Origin of the sequence: Polyangium sp. y55x31 (assembly GCF_029946505.1) — a bacterium.
In the GTDB taxonomy this organism is placed as follows: Bacteria; Myxococcota_A; Polyangia; order Polyangiales; family Polyangiaceae; genus Polyangium.
In genome coordinates, this window is the sequence record NZ_JARZHG010000009.1 from 132,800 (window position 1) to 152,429 (window position 19,630).

Annotated in this window: 14 protein-coding genes and 5 tRNA genes; 2 read left to right on the forward strand and 17 right to left on the reverse strand. The window is 66.3% G+C overall.

Going from position 1 to position 19,630, the window contains the following annotated elements; genetic code table 11:
• Positions 1-174 precede the first annotated feature (174 nt).
• The 15 genes from rpoC to QHF84_RS18525 form a co-directional block, all read right to left on the reverse strand.
• Positions 175-4,503, reverse strand: a complete 4,329-nt coding sequence (rpoC, locus tag QHF84_RS18455; protein WP_281314641.1) for a DNA-directed RNA polymerase subunit beta' — start codon at positions 4,501-4,503, stop codon at positions 175-177.
• 6 nt (positions 4,504-4,509) lie between these two features.
• Complete coding sequence (gene rpoB / locus QHF84_RS18460; protein WP_281314642.1) at positions 4,510-8,637, reverse strand: DNA-directed RNA polymerase subunit beta; 4,128 nt, start codon at positions 8,635-8,637, stop codon at positions 4,510-4,512.
• Between the two features lie 272 nt (positions 8,638-8,909).
• The gene (rplL, locus tag QHF84_RS18465) at positions 8,910-9,302 is read right to left on the reverse strand and encodes a 50S ribosomal protein L7/L12 (RefSeq protein ID WP_281314643.1); all 393 of its coding nucleotides are present in this window, start codon (positions 9,300-9,302) and stop codon (positions 8,910-8,912) included.
• Positions 9,303-9,475: 173 nt separating this feature from the next.
• Positions 9,476-10,012, reverse strand: coding sequence for a 50S ribosomal protein L10 (gene rplJ, locus QHF84_RS18470; protein ID WP_281314644.1), 537 nt, complete (start codon positions 10,010-10,012; stop codon positions 9,476-9,478).
• A 2-nt stretch (positions 10,013-10,014) separates the two neighbouring features.
• Complete coding sequence (rplA, locus tag QHF84_RS18475) at positions 10,015-10,725, reverse strand: 50S ribosomal protein L1 (RefSeq protein WP_281314645.1); 711 nt, start codon at positions 10,723-10,725, stop codon at positions 10,015-10,017.
• A gap of 171 nt (positions 10,726-10,896) precedes the next feature.
• Positions 10,897-11,340, reverse strand: a complete 444-nt coding sequence (gene rplK, locus QHF84_RS18480) for a 50S ribosomal protein L11 (RefSeq protein ID WP_272421793.1) — start codon at positions 11,338-11,340, stop codon at positions 10,897-10,899.
• Between the two features lie 55 nt (positions 11,341-11,395).
• The gene (gene nusG, locus QHF84_RS18485) at positions 11,396-11,926 is read right to left on the reverse strand and encodes a transcription termination/antitermination protein NusG (protein ID WP_281314646.1); all 531 of its coding nucleotides are present in this window, start codon (positions 11,924-11,926) and stop codon (positions 11,396-11,398) included.
• 22 nt (positions 11,927-11,948) lie between these two features.
• Complete coding sequence (gene secE, locus QHF84_RS18490) at positions 11,949-12,605, reverse strand: preprotein translocase subunit SecE (protein WP_281314647.1); 657 nt, start codon at positions 12,603-12,605, stop codon at positions 11,949-11,951.
• Positions 12,606-12,749: 144 nt separating this feature from the next.
• Positions 12,750-12,822: transfer RNA gene (locus tag QHF84_RS18495), tRNA-Trp, on the reverse strand.
• A gap of 61 nt (positions 12,823-12,883) precedes the next feature.
• Positions 12,884-13,081, reverse strand: coding sequence for a 50S ribosomal protein L33 (gene rpmG / locus QHF84_RS18500; RefSeq protein ID WP_281314778.1), 198 nt, complete (start codon positions 13,079-13,081; stop codon positions 12,884-12,886).
• 9 nt (positions 13,082-13,090) lie between these two features.
• A complete protein-coding gene (tuf, locus tag QHF84_RS18505; RefSeq protein WP_281314648.1) occupies positions 13,091-14,281 on the reverse strand; it encodes an elongation factor Tu in 1,191 nt (396 codons plus the stop codon).
• 64 nt (positions 14,282-14,345) lie between these two features.
• Positions 14,346-14,421, reverse strand: a tRNA-Thr gene (locus tag QHF84_RS18510).
• A 13-nt stretch (positions 14,422-14,434) separates the two neighbouring features.
• Positions 14,435-14,507: transfer RNA gene (locus tag QHF84_RS18515), tRNA-Gly, on the reverse strand.
• A gap of 87 nt (positions 14,508-14,594) precedes the next feature.
• Positions 14,595-14,677, reverse strand: a tRNA-Tyr gene (locus tag QHF84_RS18520).
• Positions 14,678-14,797: 120 nt separating this feature from the next.
• Positions 14,798-14,873: transfer RNA gene (locus QHF84_RS18525), tRNA-Thr, on the reverse strand.
• Positions 14,874-15,156: 283 nt separating this feature from the next.
• Between QHF84_RS18525 and QHF84_RS18530 the strand changes: the two genes are divergently transcribed.
• On the forward strand, positions 15,157-17,076 hold the full coding sequence (locus QHF84_RS18530; protein WP_281314649.1) for a serine/threonine-protein kinase: 1,920 nt from the start codon (positions 15,157-15,159) through the stop codon (positions 17,074-17,076).
• A gap of 58 nt (positions 17,077-17,134) precedes the next feature.
• On the opposite strand, the gene QHF84_RS18535 is transcribed toward QHF84_RS18530, so the two are convergent.
• Complete coding sequence (locus QHF84_RS18535) at positions 17,135-17,329, reverse strand: hypothetical protein (RefSeq protein WP_281314650.1); 195 nt, start codon at positions 17,327-17,329, stop codon at positions 17,135-17,137.
• A 35-nt stretch (positions 17,330-17,364) separates the two neighbouring features.
• Here QHF84_RS18535 and QHF84_RS18540 point away from each other — a divergent pair, with 35 nt between their 5' ends.
• Positions 17,365-17,625, forward strand: a complete 261-nt coding sequence (locus QHF84_RS18540) for a hypothetical protein (protein WP_281314651.1) — start codon at positions 17,365-17,367, stop codon at positions 17,623-17,625.
• A 234-nt stretch (positions 17,626-17,859) separates the two neighbouring features.
• On the opposite strand, the gene QHF84_RS18545 is transcribed toward QHF84_RS18540, so the two are convergent.
• Entirely contained in the window at positions 17,860-19,629 is a 1,770-nt protein-coding gene (locus QHF84_RS18545; protein ID WP_281314652.1) for an MXAN_5187 C-terminal domain-containing protein, read from the reverse strand.
• Position 19,630 lies beyond the last annotated feature (1 nt).

Here is a 19,630-nt window from a genome sequence, read left to right on the forward strand (position 1 = left end):
TGTCCGCAAGGACGGGGTATCCCTGGACCAGCCGAAACAGCAGTCATCCGGCGGATCGATGGGGGACGGCGCGTACCTGGCCGAACAAAAAGCGCACGCCCGCGCCTTGTGACAGGGCGGGCGTGCGTCTTTGGGGTCAGGAGGCCGTCGCCGACGACGACCCCCCTCCCCTGCTCACTCCTCGTTGACGGCCGTGAGCGTCTCCTCGGGGCGAGGCCGCGGCGGCGCCATGGGCGGAGCGGGCTCGGCGGCCGGCGCGCGCTCGCGCACCGGCTGCTCGCCCTCGACGATGACCTGCAGCCGCTTGTAGGCAGGCAGGCCCGTCCCGGCCGGGATCAGGCGGCCCATGATGACGTTCTCCTTGAGGCCGCGGAGATCGTCCACCTTGCCGCTGATCGCCGCCTCGGTGAGCACCTTGGTCGTCTCCTGGAACGACGAGGCGCTGATGAACGACTCGGTCGACAGGCTCGCCTTCGTGATGCCGAGGAGCAGCGGCTCGGCGATGGCGGGACGTCCGCCACGCTCGAGCACCCGCTCGTTCTCGCGCTCGAAGATGTGCTTCTCGACCTGCTCGTCCACGAGGAAGTTCGTGTCGCCGACGTCCTTGACGCGAACGCGCCGGAGCATCTGCCGCACGATGACCTCGATGTGCTTGTCGTTGATACCGACACCCTGCAGGCGGTAGACCTGCTGGATCTCGTTCACGAGCCAAGCCGCGAGCTCCTTCTCGCCCTTCACGCGCAGGATGTCGTGCGGGTTCGGCGGGCCGTCCTGGAGCGGATCACCCGCGCGCACGCGATCGCCGGGCTGCACCTGGATGTGCTTGCCCTTGGGGATCAGGTACTCGCGCGCCTGATCCGCGAGCGGGTGCCCATCCGCGCCGAACGGCGTGATGATCACCTTGCGCTTGCCCTTCGTGTCCTTGCCGAAGGAGACCTCGCCGTCGATCTCGCTGATGATGGCGTGATCCTTCGGCTTGCGGGCCTCGAAGAGCTCGGCGACGCGGGGCAGACCACCGGTGATGTCCTGCACCTTCGTCGTGTCGCGCGGGATCTTGGCGATGATGTCACCGGCCTCGATCATGTCGTCCTGCTGGGCGACGATGTGCGCGCCGACCGGCAGGAGGTAACGCGCCTCGAGCTCGCTGTTCGGGAGCTTCAAGGTGGCGTTCGAGTGCGGATCCTTCAGCGAGATCCGCGGGCGGAGGTCGGCCGCCTTGGACTCGATGACGACCTTGCGCGACAGACCCGTGACCTCGTCGACACGCTCCTGGACGCTGACACCCTCGACGAGATCGCCGTACTTCACGATGCCGGTGACCTCGGTGAGGATCGGCGTCGCGAACTGGTCCCACTCGGCGAGCAGCTCGCCCGGCTTCACGCGCTGGCCGTCGGCGACCTTCATGTTGGCGCCGTAGACCAGGCGGTGATGCTCGCGCTCGCGGCCCGTCTCGTCGACGACGACGAGCTCACCGTGGCGGTTCATGACCACCATCGAGCCGTCCTTCTTGCGCTGCACGTTCGCGCGGCGCAGGCGCACGGTGCCCTCGGTCCGGGCCTCGAGGTAGCTCGCCTCGATCTTGCCGCGGGCCGCCGTACCACCGATGTGGAACGTGCGCATCGTGAGCTGCGTGCCGGGCTCGCCGATCGACTGGGCGGCGATGATGCCGACCGCCTCGCCGATGTTGACGCGGTAGCCACGCGCGAGGTCGCGGCCGTAGCAGAGCGCGCAAACGCCCCGCCGCGTCTGGCAGGTGAGCACGGAGCGGATCACGACCTCCTCGATGCCCGCGTCCTCGATCCGCTTGACGGAAGCCTCGTCGAGCTCGGTGTTGGCCGTGATGAGGACCTCGCCGGTGAGCGGGTCGATCACGTCCTCGAGCACGACGCGGCCGAGGATGCGGTCGCCGAGGGGCTGGATCACCTCGCCGGCCTCCTCGAGCTTCGTCACGCGGATGCCGTCGATCGTGGCGCAATCGTACTCGGAGATGACCGCGTCCTGCGCGACGTCGACGAGACGCCGGGTGAGGTAACCCGAGTTCGCCGTCTTGAGCGCCGTGTCCGCGAGGCCCTTACGCGCGCCGTGCGTCGAGATGAAGTACTGCAGCACGGTGAGGCCTTCACGGAAGTTCGCCGTGATGGGCGTCTCGATGATCTCGCCCGAGGGCTTGGCCATGAGGCCACGCATCGCGGCGAGCTGACGGATCTGCTGGGTCGAACCACGCGCGCCCGAGTCCGCCATGATGTAGATCGGGTTGAAGCTCGGCTCGATGCTCTCCTTGCCCGTCTCCGGGTCGACGAAGCGCTCCTTGCCGATCCCGTCCATCATCTTCGCCGTCACGGCGTCCGCCACGCCGGCCCAGATGTCGACGATCTTGTTGTAGCGCTCGCCGTCGGTGATCAGACCTTCCTGGTACTGCTCGACGACGCGCTCGACCTCGCGCTGCGCCTCCTCGAGGAGGTCCTTCTTCGCCGGCGGGATCACCATGTGATCCATGCAGATCGAGATACCGGCGCGCATCGCGTGGTCGAAGCCGAGCGTGCGGAGCCGGTCCGCGAGCAGGACGGTCTCCTTGTTGCGGTGGACGCGGTAGCAGACGTCGATGAGGGCCGAGAGGGCCTTCTTGTCGAGCGTCTTGTTCGCGTAGTCGAAGCTCACGCCCTTCGGCAGGACCTCGGAGATGAGCACACGACCCACCGTCGTCTGCACGATGCGGCGCTTGATCTGGCCGTGCTCGTCCTTGACGGGGTTGCCGTCCTCGTCGATGTGCGGCACGCGAACGCGGATGCCCGCGTGCAGCGCGACCTCGCCCGCGTCGTACGCCATGCGCACCTCTTCGGGAGATGCGTAGACGCCGCGCAGGTAGCCCTCGGCCGTCGACCCCTCCGCGCCCTGGCCGTCGGCGCCGAAGCGCAGGCTGCCCTCGCGGAAGCTGCCCTTCGCGAACTTGCGCTCGCGCGTGGCGTAGTAGAGCCCGAGCACGATGTCCTGCGTCGGGTTGATGATGGGCTTGCCGTTCGCGGGCGAGAGGATGTTGTTCGTGCTCATCATGAGCACGCGCGCCTCCATCTGCGCCTCGATCGAGAGCGGCACGTGCACCGCCATCTGGTCGCCGTCGAAGTCGGCGTTGAACGCCGCGCAGACGAGCGGGTGGAGCTGGATCGCCTTGCCCTCGATGAGCACCGGCTCGAACGCCTGGATGCCCAGGCGGTGGAGCGTCGGCGCGCGGTTCAGGAGCACGGGATGCTCGCTGATGACCTCTTCGAGGATGTCCCAGACCTCGGGACGCTCCTTCTCCACCATCTTCTTCGCGCTCTTGATGGTGTTGACGTACCCGCGCTCTTCCAGCTTGTTGTAGATGAACGGCTTGAAGAGCTCGAGCGCCATCTTCTTCGGCAGACCGCACTGGTGCAGGCGCAGCGTCGGGCCGACGACGATGACCGAACGGCCCGAGTAATCGACGCGCTTGCCGAGCAGGTTCTGACGGAAGCGACCCTGCTTGCCCTTCAGCATGTCGCTGAGGCTCTTCAGCGGACGCTTGTTCGGGCCCGTGATCGTCTTGCCGCGGCGGCCGTTGTCGAAGAGCGCGTCGACCGCCTCCTGGAGCATGCGCCGCTCGTTGCGGATGATGATCTCGGGCGCGTTGAGCTCGAGCAGCCGCTTCAGGCGGTTGTTGCGGTTGATGACGCGGCGGTAGAGGTCGTTCAGATCGCTCGTCGCGAACCGACCACCGTCGAGCGGCACGAGCGGACGCAGGTCGGGCGGCAGCACGGGGATGACCGTGAGCATCATCCACTCGGGCCGGTTGCCGCTCTCCCGGAACGCCTCGACGACCTTCAGGCGCTTCGCGAGCTTCTTGCGCTTCGCCTCGCTCGTCGCCTTGCGCATCTCCTCGCGGAGCAGCTCCGCGAGCGCGTGCACGTCGACCTGCTTGAGCATCTCGAGCACGGCCTCGCCGCCCATGCCCGCGGCGATCTTGTCGTCGCCGTACTCGTCGATGATCTGCAGGTAGCGCTCCTCGCTGAGGAGGTCGCCGCGCTGCAGACCCGTCTCCTTCGGGTCGATGACGATGTACGCCTCGCAATAAAGGACCTTCTCCAGATCCTTCAGCGTGATGTCGAGCATGTTGCCGATGCGCGACGGCAGGCTCTTCAGGAACCAGATGTGCGCGACCGGCGTCGCGAGCGAGATGTGGCCGAGGCGCTCACGTCGAACCTTCGACTGGATGACCTCGACGCCGCACTTCTCGCACACGATCCCACGGTGCTTCATGCGCTTGTACTTGCCGCAGTTGCACTCGTAGTCCTTTACGGGCCCGAAGATCTTCGCGCAGAAGAGACCATCCCGCTCCGGCTTGAACGTGCGGTAGTTGATGGTCTCCGGCTTCTTCACCTCGCCGTGCGACCACTCCCGGATCTTCTCCGGGCTCGCGAGCGAGATCCGAATGGCGCTGAACGACAGCGGATCTTTGGGCTTCTCGAAGAAGCTGAAGATGTCACGCATTCGGCATCACTCCTCTTCCGCGGCCGAGGCCTCGAGGCCCGTCTCGACCAGCTCGACGTTCAGACACAACGATTGCAGCTCTTTGATGAGCACGTTGAAGCTCTCCGGCAAACCGGCCTCCAGCGTGTACTCGCCCTTGACGATCGCCTCGTACATGCGCGTACGACCCATGACGTCGTCCGATTTCACCGTGAGGAACTCCTGCAGCGCATAGGCCGCGCCGTAGGCCTCCATCGCCCACACCTCCATCTCGCCGAGGCGCTGACCGCCGAACTGAGCCTTTCCGCCCAGCGGCTGCTGCGTGACGAGCGAGTAGGGACCGATCGACCGGGCGTGGATCTTGTCGTCCACGAGGTGGTGCAGCTTCAGCATGTACATGATGCCCACCGTGACGTTCTGATCGAACGCCTCGCCCGTGCGACCATCGAACAGGATCGCCTGGCCCGAGCTCGGCAGACCCGCGAGCGCGAGCGCGCCCTTGATGTCCTCCTCGGTCGCGCCGTCGAAGACCGGCGACGCGACGAACACGCCGTGACGAACTTTGCGCCCGGCCCGCACCGCGTCACCCTCGTCCATCGACGCGACGATCGCCGCGCTCTCCTCGTCGTTGGCGTAGACCTCCGCCAGACGATTGCGGATCTCGGCGCCCGCCTTCTGATCCTCGATCATCTGCTGGATCTGCCGGCCGAGCTCGTAGGCGCCCCAGCCGAGGTGGATCTCCAGGATCTGACCGACGTTCATGCGGCTCGGCACACCGAGCGGGTTCAGCACGATGTCCACCGGCCGACCGTCCTGCAGGTAGGGCATGTCCTCCTCCGGAAGGATCCGGCTGATGACGCCCTTGTTGCCGTGGCGGCCTGCCATCTTGTCGCCGACCTGGAGCTTGCGCTTGATGGCGATGTAGACCTTCACCATCTTGATCACGCCCGGCGGCAGCTCGTCGCCCTTCGACAGGCGCTCGATCTTGTCGCGGAAGTGCTCCTCGCGCGTGCGGACGAGGTCCTCCAGATCCCGAAGGATGTTCTGGATCCGGTCCGTCTCCTCCACCGGGATCTCGCCCCAGTAACGGCGCGGGATCTCGGCGAGGGCCGCCTCGGTGATCTCATCGCCCTTCTGGAGCAGGACCTTGCCCTTGTCGTCGACGAGCTTCCCGTTCGTCGTCTTGCCGACCAGGATCTCGCGGACCCGGCGATAGAACGAGTCGCGCAGGATCTTGATCTCCTCGTCGCGCGTCCGCTCGATCCGAGCGCGCTCCTGATCCTCGATGTCCCGCGCGCGGTCGTCCTTCTCCGTGCCCTTGCGCGAGAAGACGCGCGCGTTGATCACGATGCCGCTCACGCCCGGCGGGACCTTGAGCGAGCTGTCGCGCACGTCGCCGGCCTTCTCGCCGAAGATCGCGCGGAGCAGCTTCTCCTCGGGGGAGAGCTGCGTCTCGCCCTTCGGCGTGATCTTGCCGACGAGGATGTCGCCCGGACGAACCTCGGCGCCGATCCGCACGATGCCCGAGTCGTCGAGGTCCTTCAGGGCCTCCTCGCCGACGTTCGGGATGTCGCGCGTGATCTCCTCCTTGCCGAGCTTCGTGTCGCGCGCGACGCACTCGAACTCCTCGATGTGGATCGAGGTGAACACGTCGTCCTTCGCGATGCGCTCCGAGACCAGGATCGAGTCCTCGAAGTTGTAGCCCTGCCACGGCATGAACGCGACGAGCACGTTCTGCCCCAGCGCGAGCTCGCCCATGTCCGTCGACGGGCCGTCCGCGAGCACGTCGCCGGCCTTCACGATGTCGCCCGTGCGAACGATCGGCTTCTGCGTGTAGCAGGTCGACTGGTTCGAGCGCTGGTACTTCATGAGGTGGTAGATGTCCGGCACCTCGGCGCCCTCACCCGCCGCGCGCACCACGATGCGCGTCGCGTCGACGCTCTCCACGATGCCCGGACGGCGCGCCACGACGCACACGCCCGAGTCCCGCGCGAGCCGGTTCTCCATGCCCGTGCCGACGAGCGGAGCCTCGCTCTTGATGAGCGGCACCGCCTGGCGCTGCATGTTCGCGCCCATGAGCGCGCGGTTCGCGTCGTCGTGCTCGAGGAACGGCACGAGCGCGGCCGCGACGCTCACCATCTGGTTCGGCGCGATGTCCATGAGCTCGATCATGTCCGACGCGACGATCTTGAAATCGCCGTTCAGACGCGCCGAGACCACGTTCTCGCGGAACTTGCGACCATCATCGAGCGCGGCCGTCGCCTGCGCGATGTACTTGCCCTCTTCCTCGAGCGCGCTGAGCCAGACGACCTCGTCGGTCACCGTGCTCTCCGTCACCTTGCGGTAGGGCGTCTCGACGAAGCCGAACTCGTTCACGCGGGCAAACGTCGAGAGCGACGCGATGAGGCCGATGTTCGGGCCTTCCGGCGTCTCGATCGGGCAGATGCGGCCGTAGTGCGTGGCGTGGACGTCGCGCACCTCGAAGCCCGCGCGCTCGCGCGTGAGGCCGCCCGGACCGAGGGCGGACAAACGACGCTTGTGCGTGACCTCGGAGAGCGGGTTCGTCTGGTCCATGAACTGCGAGAGCTGCGAGCTCCCGAAGTACTCCTTGACCACCGCGCTCACGGGCTTCGCGTTGATCAGGTCGTGCGGCATGAGCGTGTCGATCTCCTGCGACATGCTCATGCGCTCCTTGATCGCGCGCTCCATGCGGACCAGGCCGATGCGGTACTGGTTCTCCATGAGCTCGCCGACCGCGCGCACGCGGCGGTTGCCGAGGTGGTCGATGTCGTCGACCGAGCCGCGGCCGTTCTTGAGTTCGATGAGGTGCCGGACCGTCTCCAGGATGTCCTGCGGCGTGAGCACCGTGAGATCGAGGTTCGGGCGCTGGCCCTCCGGCAGATCCCGGTAGAACTTGTAGTTCAGCTTCAGCCGGCCGACCTTCGAGAGGTCGTAACGCTCCGGGTTGAAGAACAGGTTGTGGAAGAGCGTCTTCGCCGTCTCGAGCGTGGGCGGATCACCCGGGCGGAGGCGACGATAGATCTCGAGGATCGAGTCCTCCTGCGTCTTCACCTTGTCGGCGAGCAGCGTGTCGCGGAGGTACGAGCCGACGTTGAGGCCGTCGATGAAGAGGATGCGGAAGCTCTCGAGCTTCGCCTCGCGGATGCGCTCGAGCTTGGCGTCCGTGAGCTCCTCGTTCACCTCGACGATGACCTCGCCCGTCTCCGGATCGACGACGTCGTGCGCCGCGACCTTGCCGACGAGCTCCTCGGTCTCGACCTGCATGCGCTCGAGCTTCGCCTCCTTCATCTTGCGAATCGCGGCGCGCGTGAACTTCGTGTTCTTCTTGACGATGACATCTTCCTTGATCTTGATGTCACGCGTCGCGCGCTGACCGGCGAGGAGGTCGTACTCGATGCTCTTCGCGTACTTGCCGCCCTTCTCGAGGTAGACGGTCTCCGTCGAGTAGAAGTAGTTCAGGAGATCCTGCGTCGAGTAACCGAGCGCGCGCAGGAGGACGGTCGCGTGCATCTTCCGGCGACGGTCGATGCGCACGTAGATGATGTCCTTCGGATCGAACTCGAAATCGAGCCACGAGCCGCGGTACGGGATGACGCGCGCCGAGTAGAGCAGCTTGCCGCTCGAGTGCGTCTTGCCCTTGTCGTGATCGAAGAACACGCCGGGCGAGCGGTGGAGCTGGCTGACGACGACGCGCTCGGTGCCGTTGATGATGAACGTGCCCGTCTCGGTCATCAGCGGCAGCTCGCCGAAGTACACCTCCTGCTCCTTGATGTCCCGGACGATGCGTTCTCCGCCGTCACGGGTGTCGTAGATCATGAGCTGGTTGGTGACCTTGATCGGCGCCGCGTAGGTCATGCCTCGCTGGCGGCACTCCTCGACGTCGTACTTCGGCGGCTCGAGGTTGTACGAAACGAAGACGAGCTCGCTCGTCCCGTTGAAGTCCTTGATGGGGAACACCGAGCGGAACACCGCCTGGAGCCCGACTTCCTCCCGCTCGTGCGGCGGGACGTTCATCTGGAGGAACTTGTCGTAGCTGGACTTCTGGATGTCGATCAGGTTCGGAACGTCGATGATGCGACGAACGCGCCCCAGATTCTTACGGATGCGGAAGTTGGATTGGACGACCGACGGCATCGATATTCCTCCGGCTCCTACGGGTGCGCAGGGCTCGTTCCCCGCGCGCTCCACGAACCGAGCATCAGCCTCGAAGCTACGAAACAGCCATCAAAGGTCCCGGCGACGGACAAACTCGGCTGTGCTACCGCGACCTGGAAGACGCGCTCGAATCACGCGACAGACGCAGCAGCAAACCCCCCAAAGACAAAACTCGACGCGCGGCAGGGACGTTCGCCCCTGCCGCCGTCGCATGGCGGATCGCGCTGTCCCTGAACGGGAAGCCCGGATCCTTACTTGAGCTCGACCGTCGCACCTGCCTCGGCGAGCTTCTTCTTCATCTCCTCGGCGTCGGCCTTGGAGACCGCTTCCTTCACGTTCTTGGGCGCGCCCTCGACCAGGTCCTTCGCCTCCTTGAGGCCAAGGCCCGTGATCTCGCGGACCGCCTTGATGACCGCGATCTTGTTCGCGCCGGCGTTCGCCAGCACGACGTCGAACTCGGTCTTCTCCTCGGCCTTCGGCGCAGCCTCAGCACCACCGCCACCAGGAGCAGCAGCCACCGCCACCGCCGCCGGTGCAGCCTTCACGCCCCACTTGTTCTCGAGCTCCTTGATGAGCTCGGCGATCTGGATGACCGGCAGGTTGGAAAGGTAATCGACGACCTGCTCCCGCGTGATCTCAGCCATGACGAGACTCCTTCAAACCGTCTGCGCGCCGCGGTGGGATGAGTACCCCGGGGCGCGTCTGTAGATCAAAACCCGAAGGGCGCAATGCCCTTTCTCACTGGTCGAGCGTTTGGAGCTCCGGACCACCTCCGGTCCCCCTTCTCCCCGACCACGATCGGACTCGGAACGTGGGCTCAGCCCGCCCCGCCCGCCGCGTCCTCCTTGGCCTTCAACAGGTACGCGAAGTTCTGAAGAGGCGCATTGAGCTGCTGCAAGAACTGCTGGAGAGGCGCCTGCAACGTGGCAAGCAGCGTCGCCCTGAGCTCGTCCTTGCCGGGCATCGTCGCGAGCTGATTCTCCACGCCCTCGGCGTCGAGAATCTGGCCCTCGATGAGGCCCGCCTTGATCTTCAGCTTCTCGTGATCCTTGTCCTTGCGGAAGGCCTTCACGACCTTGGCGGCCGCGCTGGGATCCTCGTAACTCCAGGCGATCCCGGTCATCCCGACAAGCGTATCGTCGAGCTTCTTCGACCACGCGTGATGCTTGATCGCGTGACGAACGAGCGTGTTTTTCACGACTCGATACTCGACGCCCGCCTTCCGGAACTCGTCGCGCAGCTTCGTGACCACGGCGACGTTGAGACCCGTGAAGTCGAGGAAGACCGCCGAGGTCATGCGATCGAAGCGCTGCTTGACCTCGCCGACCAGAGCCTCTTTCTCCGTGCGCTCCATGATCAGCCCTCCTCACCCTTGTCGCTGAGGTGCACCGGGTCGATCCGGACGCCCGGCCCCATCGTCGAAGACAACGTGATGCTCCGGAGATAAATCCCCTTCGCCGTCGACGGCTTCGCGCGGATGAGAGCCTGAATCAAGGCCTCCGCGTTCTTGGCGAGCGCGTCCTCCTTGAAGGAGACCTTGCCGATCCGAGCGTGCACGATGCCCGCCTTCTCGACGCGGTACTCCACCTTGCCGGCCTTCGCTTCGGACACCGCCGTCTTCACGTCGACGGTGACGGTGCCGACCTTCGGGTTCGGCATGAGGCCTCGCGGACCGAGGATACGACCGAGCTTACCGACCAAACCCATCATGTCGGGCGTCGCGATCACGCGGTCGAAGTCCATGAAGCCTTCCTGGATCTTGTTCACCAGGTCGGCCTCACCGACGAAATCGGCGCCCGCCGCTTCCGCTTCCTTCGCCTTTTCGCCCTTGGCGAAGACGAGGACGCGGACCGACTGGCCCGTTCCTGCCGGCATGACCACGGCGCCGCGAACCATCTGGTCCGCGTGACGCGGGTTCACGCCCAGCCGCACTGCGATGTCGACGGTCTCGTCGAACTTCGCCGATGCAGCCTGCTTGACGAGTGCACACGCTTCTTGAAGCGTGTACTTGCGCGTGCGGTCCACCATGGCCTGGGCCGCAGCGCGTTTCTTGGCGACTTTCGGCATCTGCCCTCCTGTTGTATCGGCTTACGCCTCCCACGGTGCGCCGTTTTAACCGTGGTGCTCTCCTCCCAACGTGGGGGGGTGCTCTTATCGAGCCGCGCTTTCACGCGGCCGCGCGTTCGTCGCCGGCTTCTCCGACGAACGGAGATGCGACAGAACGCGCGAAGGACGAACTCAGTCGACGATCGTGATGCCCATCGAGCGGGCCGTGCCCGCCATGCTGCGCATCGCCGAATCGAGGTTCGTCGTGTTCATGTCCTGCATCTTCATCTGCGCAAGCTCCTGGAGCTGCTTGCGCGTCACCTGACCAACCTTCACCTTGTTCGGCTCCTTCGAACCCGAACCAGGCTTCTTCTTGGTCTCGAGCCCCGCGGCCTTCTTGAGAAGGACCGACGCGGGCGGCGTCTTCAAGATGAACGTGAACGACCGGTCCGAATAGACCGTGATCACCACCGGGATGATCATGTCGCCCTGCGAGGCGGTCCGCGAGTTGAAGTCCTTGCAGAACGCCATGATGTTCACGCCGTGCTGGCCGAGCGCAGGACCGACCGGCGGCGAGGGGTTGGCCTTCCCCGCAGGGAGCTGAAGCTTGACGTACCCGGTGACCTTCTTCGCCATTGCTTTACCCGTTCTGTGCTGCGTCTACCTTGTTCGTACCGACCCGGAGCGTCGCTCAGCGCTTCTCCACCGCCGAAAAATCGAGCTCCACGCTGGTCGGACGGCCGAAGATCGACACCTTGACCTTCAGCTTCTGCTTATCCATCTTCACGTCGTCCACGGTCCCGGTGAAGTTGGCGAACGCGCCGTCGAGCACGCGAACCTCCTCGCCGACCTCGAACGTGAGCTTGGGCTTCGGCTTGACCGCGCCCTCCACGATGCCTCGACGCAGACTCTCGATCTGCGGGGCCGGGACCTCTTGCGGCGTCTGGTTGCCGATGAAGCCCGTCACCTTCGGCGTGTCCTTCACGAGGTGCCACACCGTCTCGCTCATCTCCATCTCGGCAAAGATGTAGCCAGGCAAGCTGAGCTTCTGACGAACCCGCTGCTTGCCCCCCGGGCGATTCTCCGTGACCGTTTCATGCGGGATCAAGATCTCGCCAATCTTGTCCTCGAGGCCGTGCTGCTTCGCTCGCTGCTGGAGCGCATCGCGCACCTTCGCCTCGTATCCCGAGTAGGTATGAATGACGTACCACTTCTTCGCCATGGCGCGTGGCTCCCGAACGGCCCTAGCTTCCAGTGCCGTAGACGATGCCCGTCACGAACGACCACAACCGGTCGAGCAGCGCGAGATAAAGGGTGGCCACGGCACTCGCCGCAATGACCACCATGGTTGAGTTCGTGACGTCCTTCTTGGTCGGCCACTTGACCTTGATCAGCTCCGAAGCGACCTCGTCCGTCCACTCGCGTACGTCCGGACGACGATAGGTCCGCAGCGTGACGATGACCGCGATGACGCCGGCGATCACAGTCGCATACGTCGCCTTGTCCTCGTCCGCGACCGCCGCCAGCGCAGGCACCGCCCGGCTGAACCAGTCCCGGTTCGAGAGGTTGCCCCAGATCCCGTGGATGGCCTTGCCAAGCACGTACGCGCCGAGGATCGCCGCCCCGAAGAACCCCGCCATCACGTAGCGATCGGTCCCGAGCTGCCGCGCCGCCGCGACCTCGGCGTCTTCCCCAGCCTCTTCGCCCGCAGCCTGCTCCTCCGAGCCTTCCGCAGCTTCGTCGTGCTCTTCGCCGGCTTCGTCCGCGCTCGGCGCCACGTCGAGATCGCTCCCCTTGCGCACCGCGAGCGAGGCATCCGCACCCGAATCCGGGGCGGAATCCGGCGCAGAGCCCTTCTTCTGGGCCTTCCGTGCCTCGTCTTTCTCTCGTCGTGTCGCCATCGCCGTTCGTCCCAACGTGCCGGATCTCGCTTCGAGCAGCGTCACCGACATCTACGCCTCGCCCGCTCACTTTCGTGAGACCGAGCGAGGCGTCTCATGCTGCCCCTACCTGATGCTGAACGCGAGAGGAGGGGCCCTTGTGGGCAGGGGCAGAGAGGCTCGAACTCCCGACCTGCGGATTTGGAATCCGCTGCTCTACCAGCTGAGCTATACCCCTTCAACCTGCTCGACCCGGGACAGATGCCACGAGCCGAGCAGTTCGTCTACTTCGGATCCGACTACTTCGTCTCCCGGTGCAGCGTGTGCTTCTTGCACTGCTTGCAGAACTTCTTCAGTTCCACGTAATCCCCGGGGGATTTGGTCGTCTTGTAGTTCCTCGCCGTACACTCGGTGCAGGCCAACGAGACCGGGATGCGTGTCCCTCGTTCTCCCGAGGCCCTACCGGAGCCACGGGACCCGCCGTCCTGCACCGACATCACGCCTCGTTACTTGAGGATCTTGGTCACGATGCCCGCGCCGACGGTCTTGCCGCCCTCGCGGATCGCGAACCGCATCTGCTCCTCGAGCGCGACCGGCGCGATGAGCTCGATGTCCATCGTGATGTTGTCGCCCGGCATCACCATCTTGACCCCCTCGGGGAGCTTGACGGTGCCCGTCACGTCCGTCGTCCGGATGTAGAACTGCGGGCGGTAGTTCGTGAAGAACGGCGTGTGACGGCCGCCCTCCTCCTTCTTCAGGACGTACACCTCGCCCTTGAAGTGCGTGTGCGGGGTGATCGAGCCCGGCTTCGCGAGGACCTGACCACGCTCGATGTCGTCCTTCTCGACACCGCGCAGGAGGCAACCGACGTTGTCACCGGCGATGCCCTGATCGAGCAGCTTCCGGAACATCTCGACGCCCGTGACGACGGTCTTGCGCGTGTCCTTGAAGCCGATGATCTCGACCTCTTCGCCGACCTTCACCACGCCGCGCTCGATACGGCCCGTGGCCACCGTGCCGCGGCCCTTGATCGAGAACACGTCCTCGATCGCCATGAGGAACGGCTTGTCGACCGCGCGCTCCGGCTCCGGGATGTAGGAGTCGAGCGCGTCGAGCAGCTCGCCGATCTTCGCCTCCCACTTGGGGTCGCCCTGGAGCGCCGGGAGCGAAGCACCACGGATGACGGGCGCGTTGTCGCCGTTGAAGTTGTACTTGTTGAGGAGCTCGCGGACCTCCATCTCGACGAGGTCCAGCATCTCCGGGTCGTCCACCGCGTCACACTTGTTGAGGAAGACGACGAGGTAGTTCAGGCCGACCTGACGCGCGAGGAGCACGTGCTCGCGGGTCTGCGGCATGACGCTGTCGAGCGCGCTGACCACGAGGATCGCGCCGTCCATCTGCGCGGCGCCCGTGATCATGTTCTTGATGTAGTCAGCGTGGCCGGGGCAGTCGACGTGCGCGTAGTGGCGCTTCGGCGACTCGTACTCCACGTGCGCGGCCGCGATCGTCACCGTCTTGGTCTCGTCACGGACCGTACCGCCCTTGGCGATGTCGGCGTACTTGATCTCTTTCGCAAGCTTCTGCTTGGACTGGACCTTGACGATGGCCGCCGTGAGCGTGGTCTTACCGTGATCGATGTGGCCGATCGTGCCGACGTTCACGTGGGGCTTGGTTCGAGTGAATTTCTCCTTGGCCATCGTTCTTGCTCCTGACGGTTGCCGACCGCGACGGTCGCGCGCGCTGTCCTTTCTTTACGGTTGCTGGAGCCCACCATCGGGATTGAACCGACGACCTCGTCCTTACCAAGGACGTGCTCTACCAACTGAGCTAGGTGGGCATGGAGCCGGCGGAGCGGGCGACCGGGTTCGAACCGGCGACGTTCAGCTTGGAAGGCTGACGCTCTACCAACTGAGCTACGCCCGCAGATAGAGTTCGGGAGGTACTCCCCCAACCTCATCTACGTACCGACTTTCCGACTCCGCGGGTCGAGACACCTCATCGGTGTCTCGGTGGAGGGTGATGGATTCGAACCATCGAAGGCAATTGCCGGCAGATTTACAGTCTGCTCCCTTTGGCCGCTCGGGCAACCCTCCAGATTGTCAACGTCTCGCGAGATCCAAGGGCTCGCGGGTCCCTCTCTACTCTGTTTCGGTCGGTTCGTCTCCTGAGATTTTACTCTCGTTCGTCCGAGCCTTCCGCCCCTGACAGTCCGGTGGAGCTGACGAGGGGACTTGAACCCCTAACCCCCTGCTTACAAGGCAGGTGCTCTACCGGTTGAGCTACGCCAGCGAGTTCCTCCCTCGAAGACAGACGTGTCCCGTCAAAGGGGAGCAGGCTCTTAGCCCCTTGCTTTTGACATGTCAAGCCGGATGAAAGGTTTTGTGTTTGGAGCGGGCCGGACGCCGTGCGCCAAACACCGGAATCCCCGGCATCCCAGGCAGAGGGACCTCCCCCGGCAGGCTGGATCGCGAACCCGTACGTGAGCAGGCAAGCGAGGCACGATCCTCGCGACCTGTCCTTGCCGCAACTTCTTGCACCACCCGCGCGCATCTTGCGATGCTCGCGCCGCATCATGGAGTGTCCCGCCTGTCACCACGCGAACATCGATGGAGCGCGCTTCTGCGCCAAGTGCGGAGCGCCGCTGCCTTCGGCGCCTTCCGAAGAAGATCCGTTGATCGGCTCCATCGTGGGCGGTCGTTACCGCATCACGGGCGTGCTCGGTGAAGGCGGCATGGGCCGCGTCTACACCGCCGAGCAGCAGATGGGCACGACGGTTCGAAAAGCCGCAGTCAAGACGCTCCTCGCGCAGTACGCGAAGGATCCGCAAGTGCTCGCGCGCTTCAACCGCGAGTGCGGCACCGTCGCCGAGCTCAAGCACCCGAACACGATCCAGGTCTGGGACTTCGGGCAGACGAACTCCGGCGAGCTCTACATCGCGATGGAGCTGCTCGAAGGAAGTCCGCTCGAGGACGAGCTCGCGCAGAAAGGGCCGATGCCGCCCGAGCGCGTCGACAAGATCATCGGGCAAGCTGCAGGCTCGCTCCAGGAAGCGCACAGCAAGGGGATCGTGCATCGCGATCTCAAGCCCGCGAACCTCTTCCTCACGAAGATCGACGGCGACGATTTCGTGAAGGTGCTCGACTTCGGCATCGCCAAGCGCGGCGAGCGTCCCGACTCGAAGGAGCAGAAGCTCACGCAGCAAGGCACGGTGCTCGGAACACCGCCGTACATGAGCCCCGAGCAGTTCCGCGGGCAGGAGCTCGACGCGCGCAGCGACGTCTACTCGCTCGCGATCGTCGCCTACGAGATGCTCACCGGGCGCTTGCCGTTCGAAGCAGATACGCCGTGGGCCTGGGCCACGCAGCACCTCACCGCGCAGCCCTCGCCCTTCGAGGTGACGCAGCTCGGCGCGCAGGTGCCGCCGAAGATGAAGGCCGCGATCATGCGCGCGCTCGAGAAGGACAAGAACAAGCGCCAGTCGTCCGTGCGCGAGTTCTACGAAGAGCTCTCGATCGGCGCGGGGCGCGCGTCGATCGTTGGTGGTGCGACGGGTCAGCAGCAGGTCGCGGGCACCGCCGCGATGCCGGGCCTGCCGAGCGGGCAGTACGGGATGCCGAGCGGGCAGTACGGGATGCCGAGCGGGCAGATGCAAGGCATGCCGAGCGGGCAGATGCAAGGCATGCCGAGCGGACAGATGCCCGCACGTCCCGGCGGGACGCAGATCGGCGAGCCGCTCTTCGCGCAGGGAGTGCCGAGCGCGCCGGGCGGTCGAACGATGGTCGACACGGGGCCGAGCGCCGTTGCGATCACGCCGGGCCCGATGCCCGTCGTGCCGATGCAGCAGCACGGCCACGCGCCGATGCCGATGGGCGGACCGGCCTACCCCGCGCCGCCGCCTCCGCCGATGGGCGGCCGGCAGCAACAAAAGAGCAGCCCGGTGCCGATCATCGCGGGCATCGGCGCGCTCGTGGTGGTCGGGATCGTGATCGCGATCTTCGCGACGCGAGGCGGTAAGAGCGGCGGCGACGGCGAGGTGATCCTGATGCCGTCTGCAGCGCCGACGACCGTCGTGGTCGCCTCCGATCCGACGGCCGCGCCCGCTGACAGCGCGGGCACCGCGGGGACGGCCTCTTCGGCGGGCGGCTCGACGCAGTCCGGACAAACCACGGGCACGAACACCGGATCGGGCTCCGGATCCCCGGCCACGACGGCCTCGGGATCGGGTGGCGGCGGCGGCACGAAGGTCGACGCCGCCGGCGACAAGGCTTGCGACGCGGCGATCACGTACGCATACGGCGGCAACACGACGATGGCGATCAGCCAGTACCGCTCGTGCACCGGGCCGAAGCGCAGCAAGGCGCTCTCGGCGATCGACGCCTCGGCCGCGCGTGAGGTGAAGTCGAAGGGCTGCGCGGCCAAGGCCACGGCGGACGCGGCGGCGGCGATCGGCGCCAGCAGCGGAAAGGCCGCGCTTCCCCCGCGTTGCAAGTAGCGCAACGCGTCTCCCTCGGACCCCTCGACATGCACGAGCGGCGGCCCTAGATGGGAATTCACTCGTGTGTCACCGCGTTTTGACGCGCTTGACGCCCGTTCGACGCGGGTGCTAGATGGATCTTGCGAGCGATGACGCTCGTTCGCAGAAGCCTCTGCTCGACGGTTCGGCGCAGCGTGTCAAAGGTCACGAGCTGCACTTCGCAGCCCACGTCGGTGCCGATGCCAGAGGTGCAGAGGAGAAGGTCGTTCACGGGCAATGGGCAGTAGACGCCGCGGAGCCATGCGGATGACGTGGCTCGATATGTGCCGCTCCGACGAGTATCGGGGGCGGTGGGTCGCGTTGGACAACATCGATTACGAGGACGGCTCGTCCCAACCCCAGCAGGCGGATGTCGTCGACAGCGACGAAGACCTCGGGGAGTTATGCAGCCGGATGCGCGAGTCCGACAGGACGGCATGCGCGATCCTGTACTGCGAGGGTGAGGCGTTCACGCCGCCCGTCGCCAAGCGGGCCGCCATGTCGACGCGAGGTGCCGCGCACCGCTAGCAAGCTCAGCGCCGCTTCCGCCTCGATTCCCCCCTCTTTCTTCCCCACGAACTGACGCTGCCACGAAGGACGCGCTCGAAGCCGCGCCCGGGCCGATGCTTTGAGCTCCTAGCAGCCTGTGGAATGATCGTCGCGAGCGCCCCGAAGCTAGGGCGACGGAGCGAGGAATCCTGAAGGATTTCGAGCGATGTCGACCGACGATTCGGGGCGCGCAGCAGATAAGTCCACAGGCTCCTAGCGAAGGATCGGCTTGAGCGTGGGTTTGCCGTCCTTCATCACCACGTTGTAATCGACCGATTTTTGCGGGTGAGAAGCCTTGAGCTTCTCGGCCTGCTGGCGGAGCTGCTTGGCGAGCGCCTCGTACGTGACGCCCGCGGTCGACTCCTTCGCGGCGCGCTTGGCCTCGACGTACTGCGCGTAAATCTGGCGGATTCGTGCGTCCGAGAGGTCCTCGGACGAACCTTGCGACGGGCGAGGTCGCGCAGGCTGCGGGCGCGGCTCGGGCTGCGGGCGCGGCTCGGCCGAGGCTCCCGTGTCCGGCGGCGACGGCGCCTCGGCCGGAGGATCGGGCGGCGGAGGCGCGACGACCGCGCGCATGTTGCGGCTGCTCTTTCGCCGCGAGGACGGGGCCGGCACGCTCGGCGCGGGTTCGTCGGACACGTTCGGGACGTGGACGGCGGCCCGCGTGCGTGTGCTCGAAGGCCTGCGTCGCGAGGGCGGCCCTTGCTTGGTCGCGTCGAGGTCGAAGTCGAGATCCAGCGGGCGCGCCGAGGCCGGGCCGCTCGGGCCAGCTTTGCCTTGTTTCGCCTGGGCCGCGAGCTCGGCGACGCGGCGCTTGCCGAGGTCGGGCGACGAAGCTTGCGGGCGTCGTGCGGCCGGCGCCTCGACCGGCGGAGGGCCCTCGGCGGGCTTCGTTTCGGCGGGTTTCGCGTCCGCAGGCTTCGCCGCCGAGACCTCGACGGGCCGGCGCATCATCATCATCAGCGGCACGGGCTCGGGCTTTTTCGCGGGCTCCGGCTTGGCGGGCGGCGCGGGCTCGGCCGGCTTCGCCGCGGGCGGAGGCTCGGGCGGCGGCAGAGGTGCAGGCTCGGGCGGCAGCGCGGACGGACGATCGATCGGCGTCGAGGGGAGCGGCGGACGCGGCGGCGGCTTGGCAGCGAGCGGAGGCGGCGGCGCAGGGGGTTTGCCCGCGGGCGGCGGCGGCGGCGCGGCGGGTTTGCCCGCGGGTGGAGGCAGCGGCGGCGCAGCCGGTTTCGTGGCCGCGGGCGGCGGAGGCGATGGCGCCGTGGGTTTGCCCGCGGGCGGCGGCGGCGGTGCAGGCGGTTTTGCGATCGCGGGCGGCGGCGGAGGCAACGCGGAGATCCGTCCCGGATTCGAAGGCGGCGGCGGAGGCGGCGCAGCCGGCTTCGTGGCCGCGGGCGGCGGCGGCGGGGCCGCGGGCTTCGGAGGCGGCGGAGGCGGCGGCGCAGCCTTGGCCGGCGGCGGCTCCGCGGTCGTGAATTCGAGCGCGTCGTCGGCGATCTCCTCGTCGACGAAATCCTCGACGTCGTCGGCCAGGAGATCCTCGTCGGCGAGCGTCTCCTCGTCGATCGTGAGCGCTTGCTTGCGGATGCGGGCGCGGCGCTCTTCCTGCGCGGCGGCGAGCTTCGCGTACTTCTCTTTGTGCTTCTTGCCGAGGATCGTCAGCGCGTCCTTCGCGCCGAAGCGCGCGGCGGCGCGGAGCACGTCGCGCTGGTAGGTGCCGTTCTCGATCTCGCGCGCGACCCGGCCCCAGTACTGCTGGAACGTGTTGTAGCGCTGGATCAGCGTCTGGAACTTGAAGCGCAGCGCCGTGTTCCGGATCTGCTCGCGGCGCAGGAGCATGATGCGCCGCTCGAGCTCCTTGCGCGGGACCAGCGGCTCGAGCTTCTCGATGCCAAGGAAGTACTGCTCGTAGAGCGCCCGCAGCCGTTCGAGTCGGCTGTCGAGATCCTCCAGGGCTCGTTCGACCTCGGCGTGTTCCATG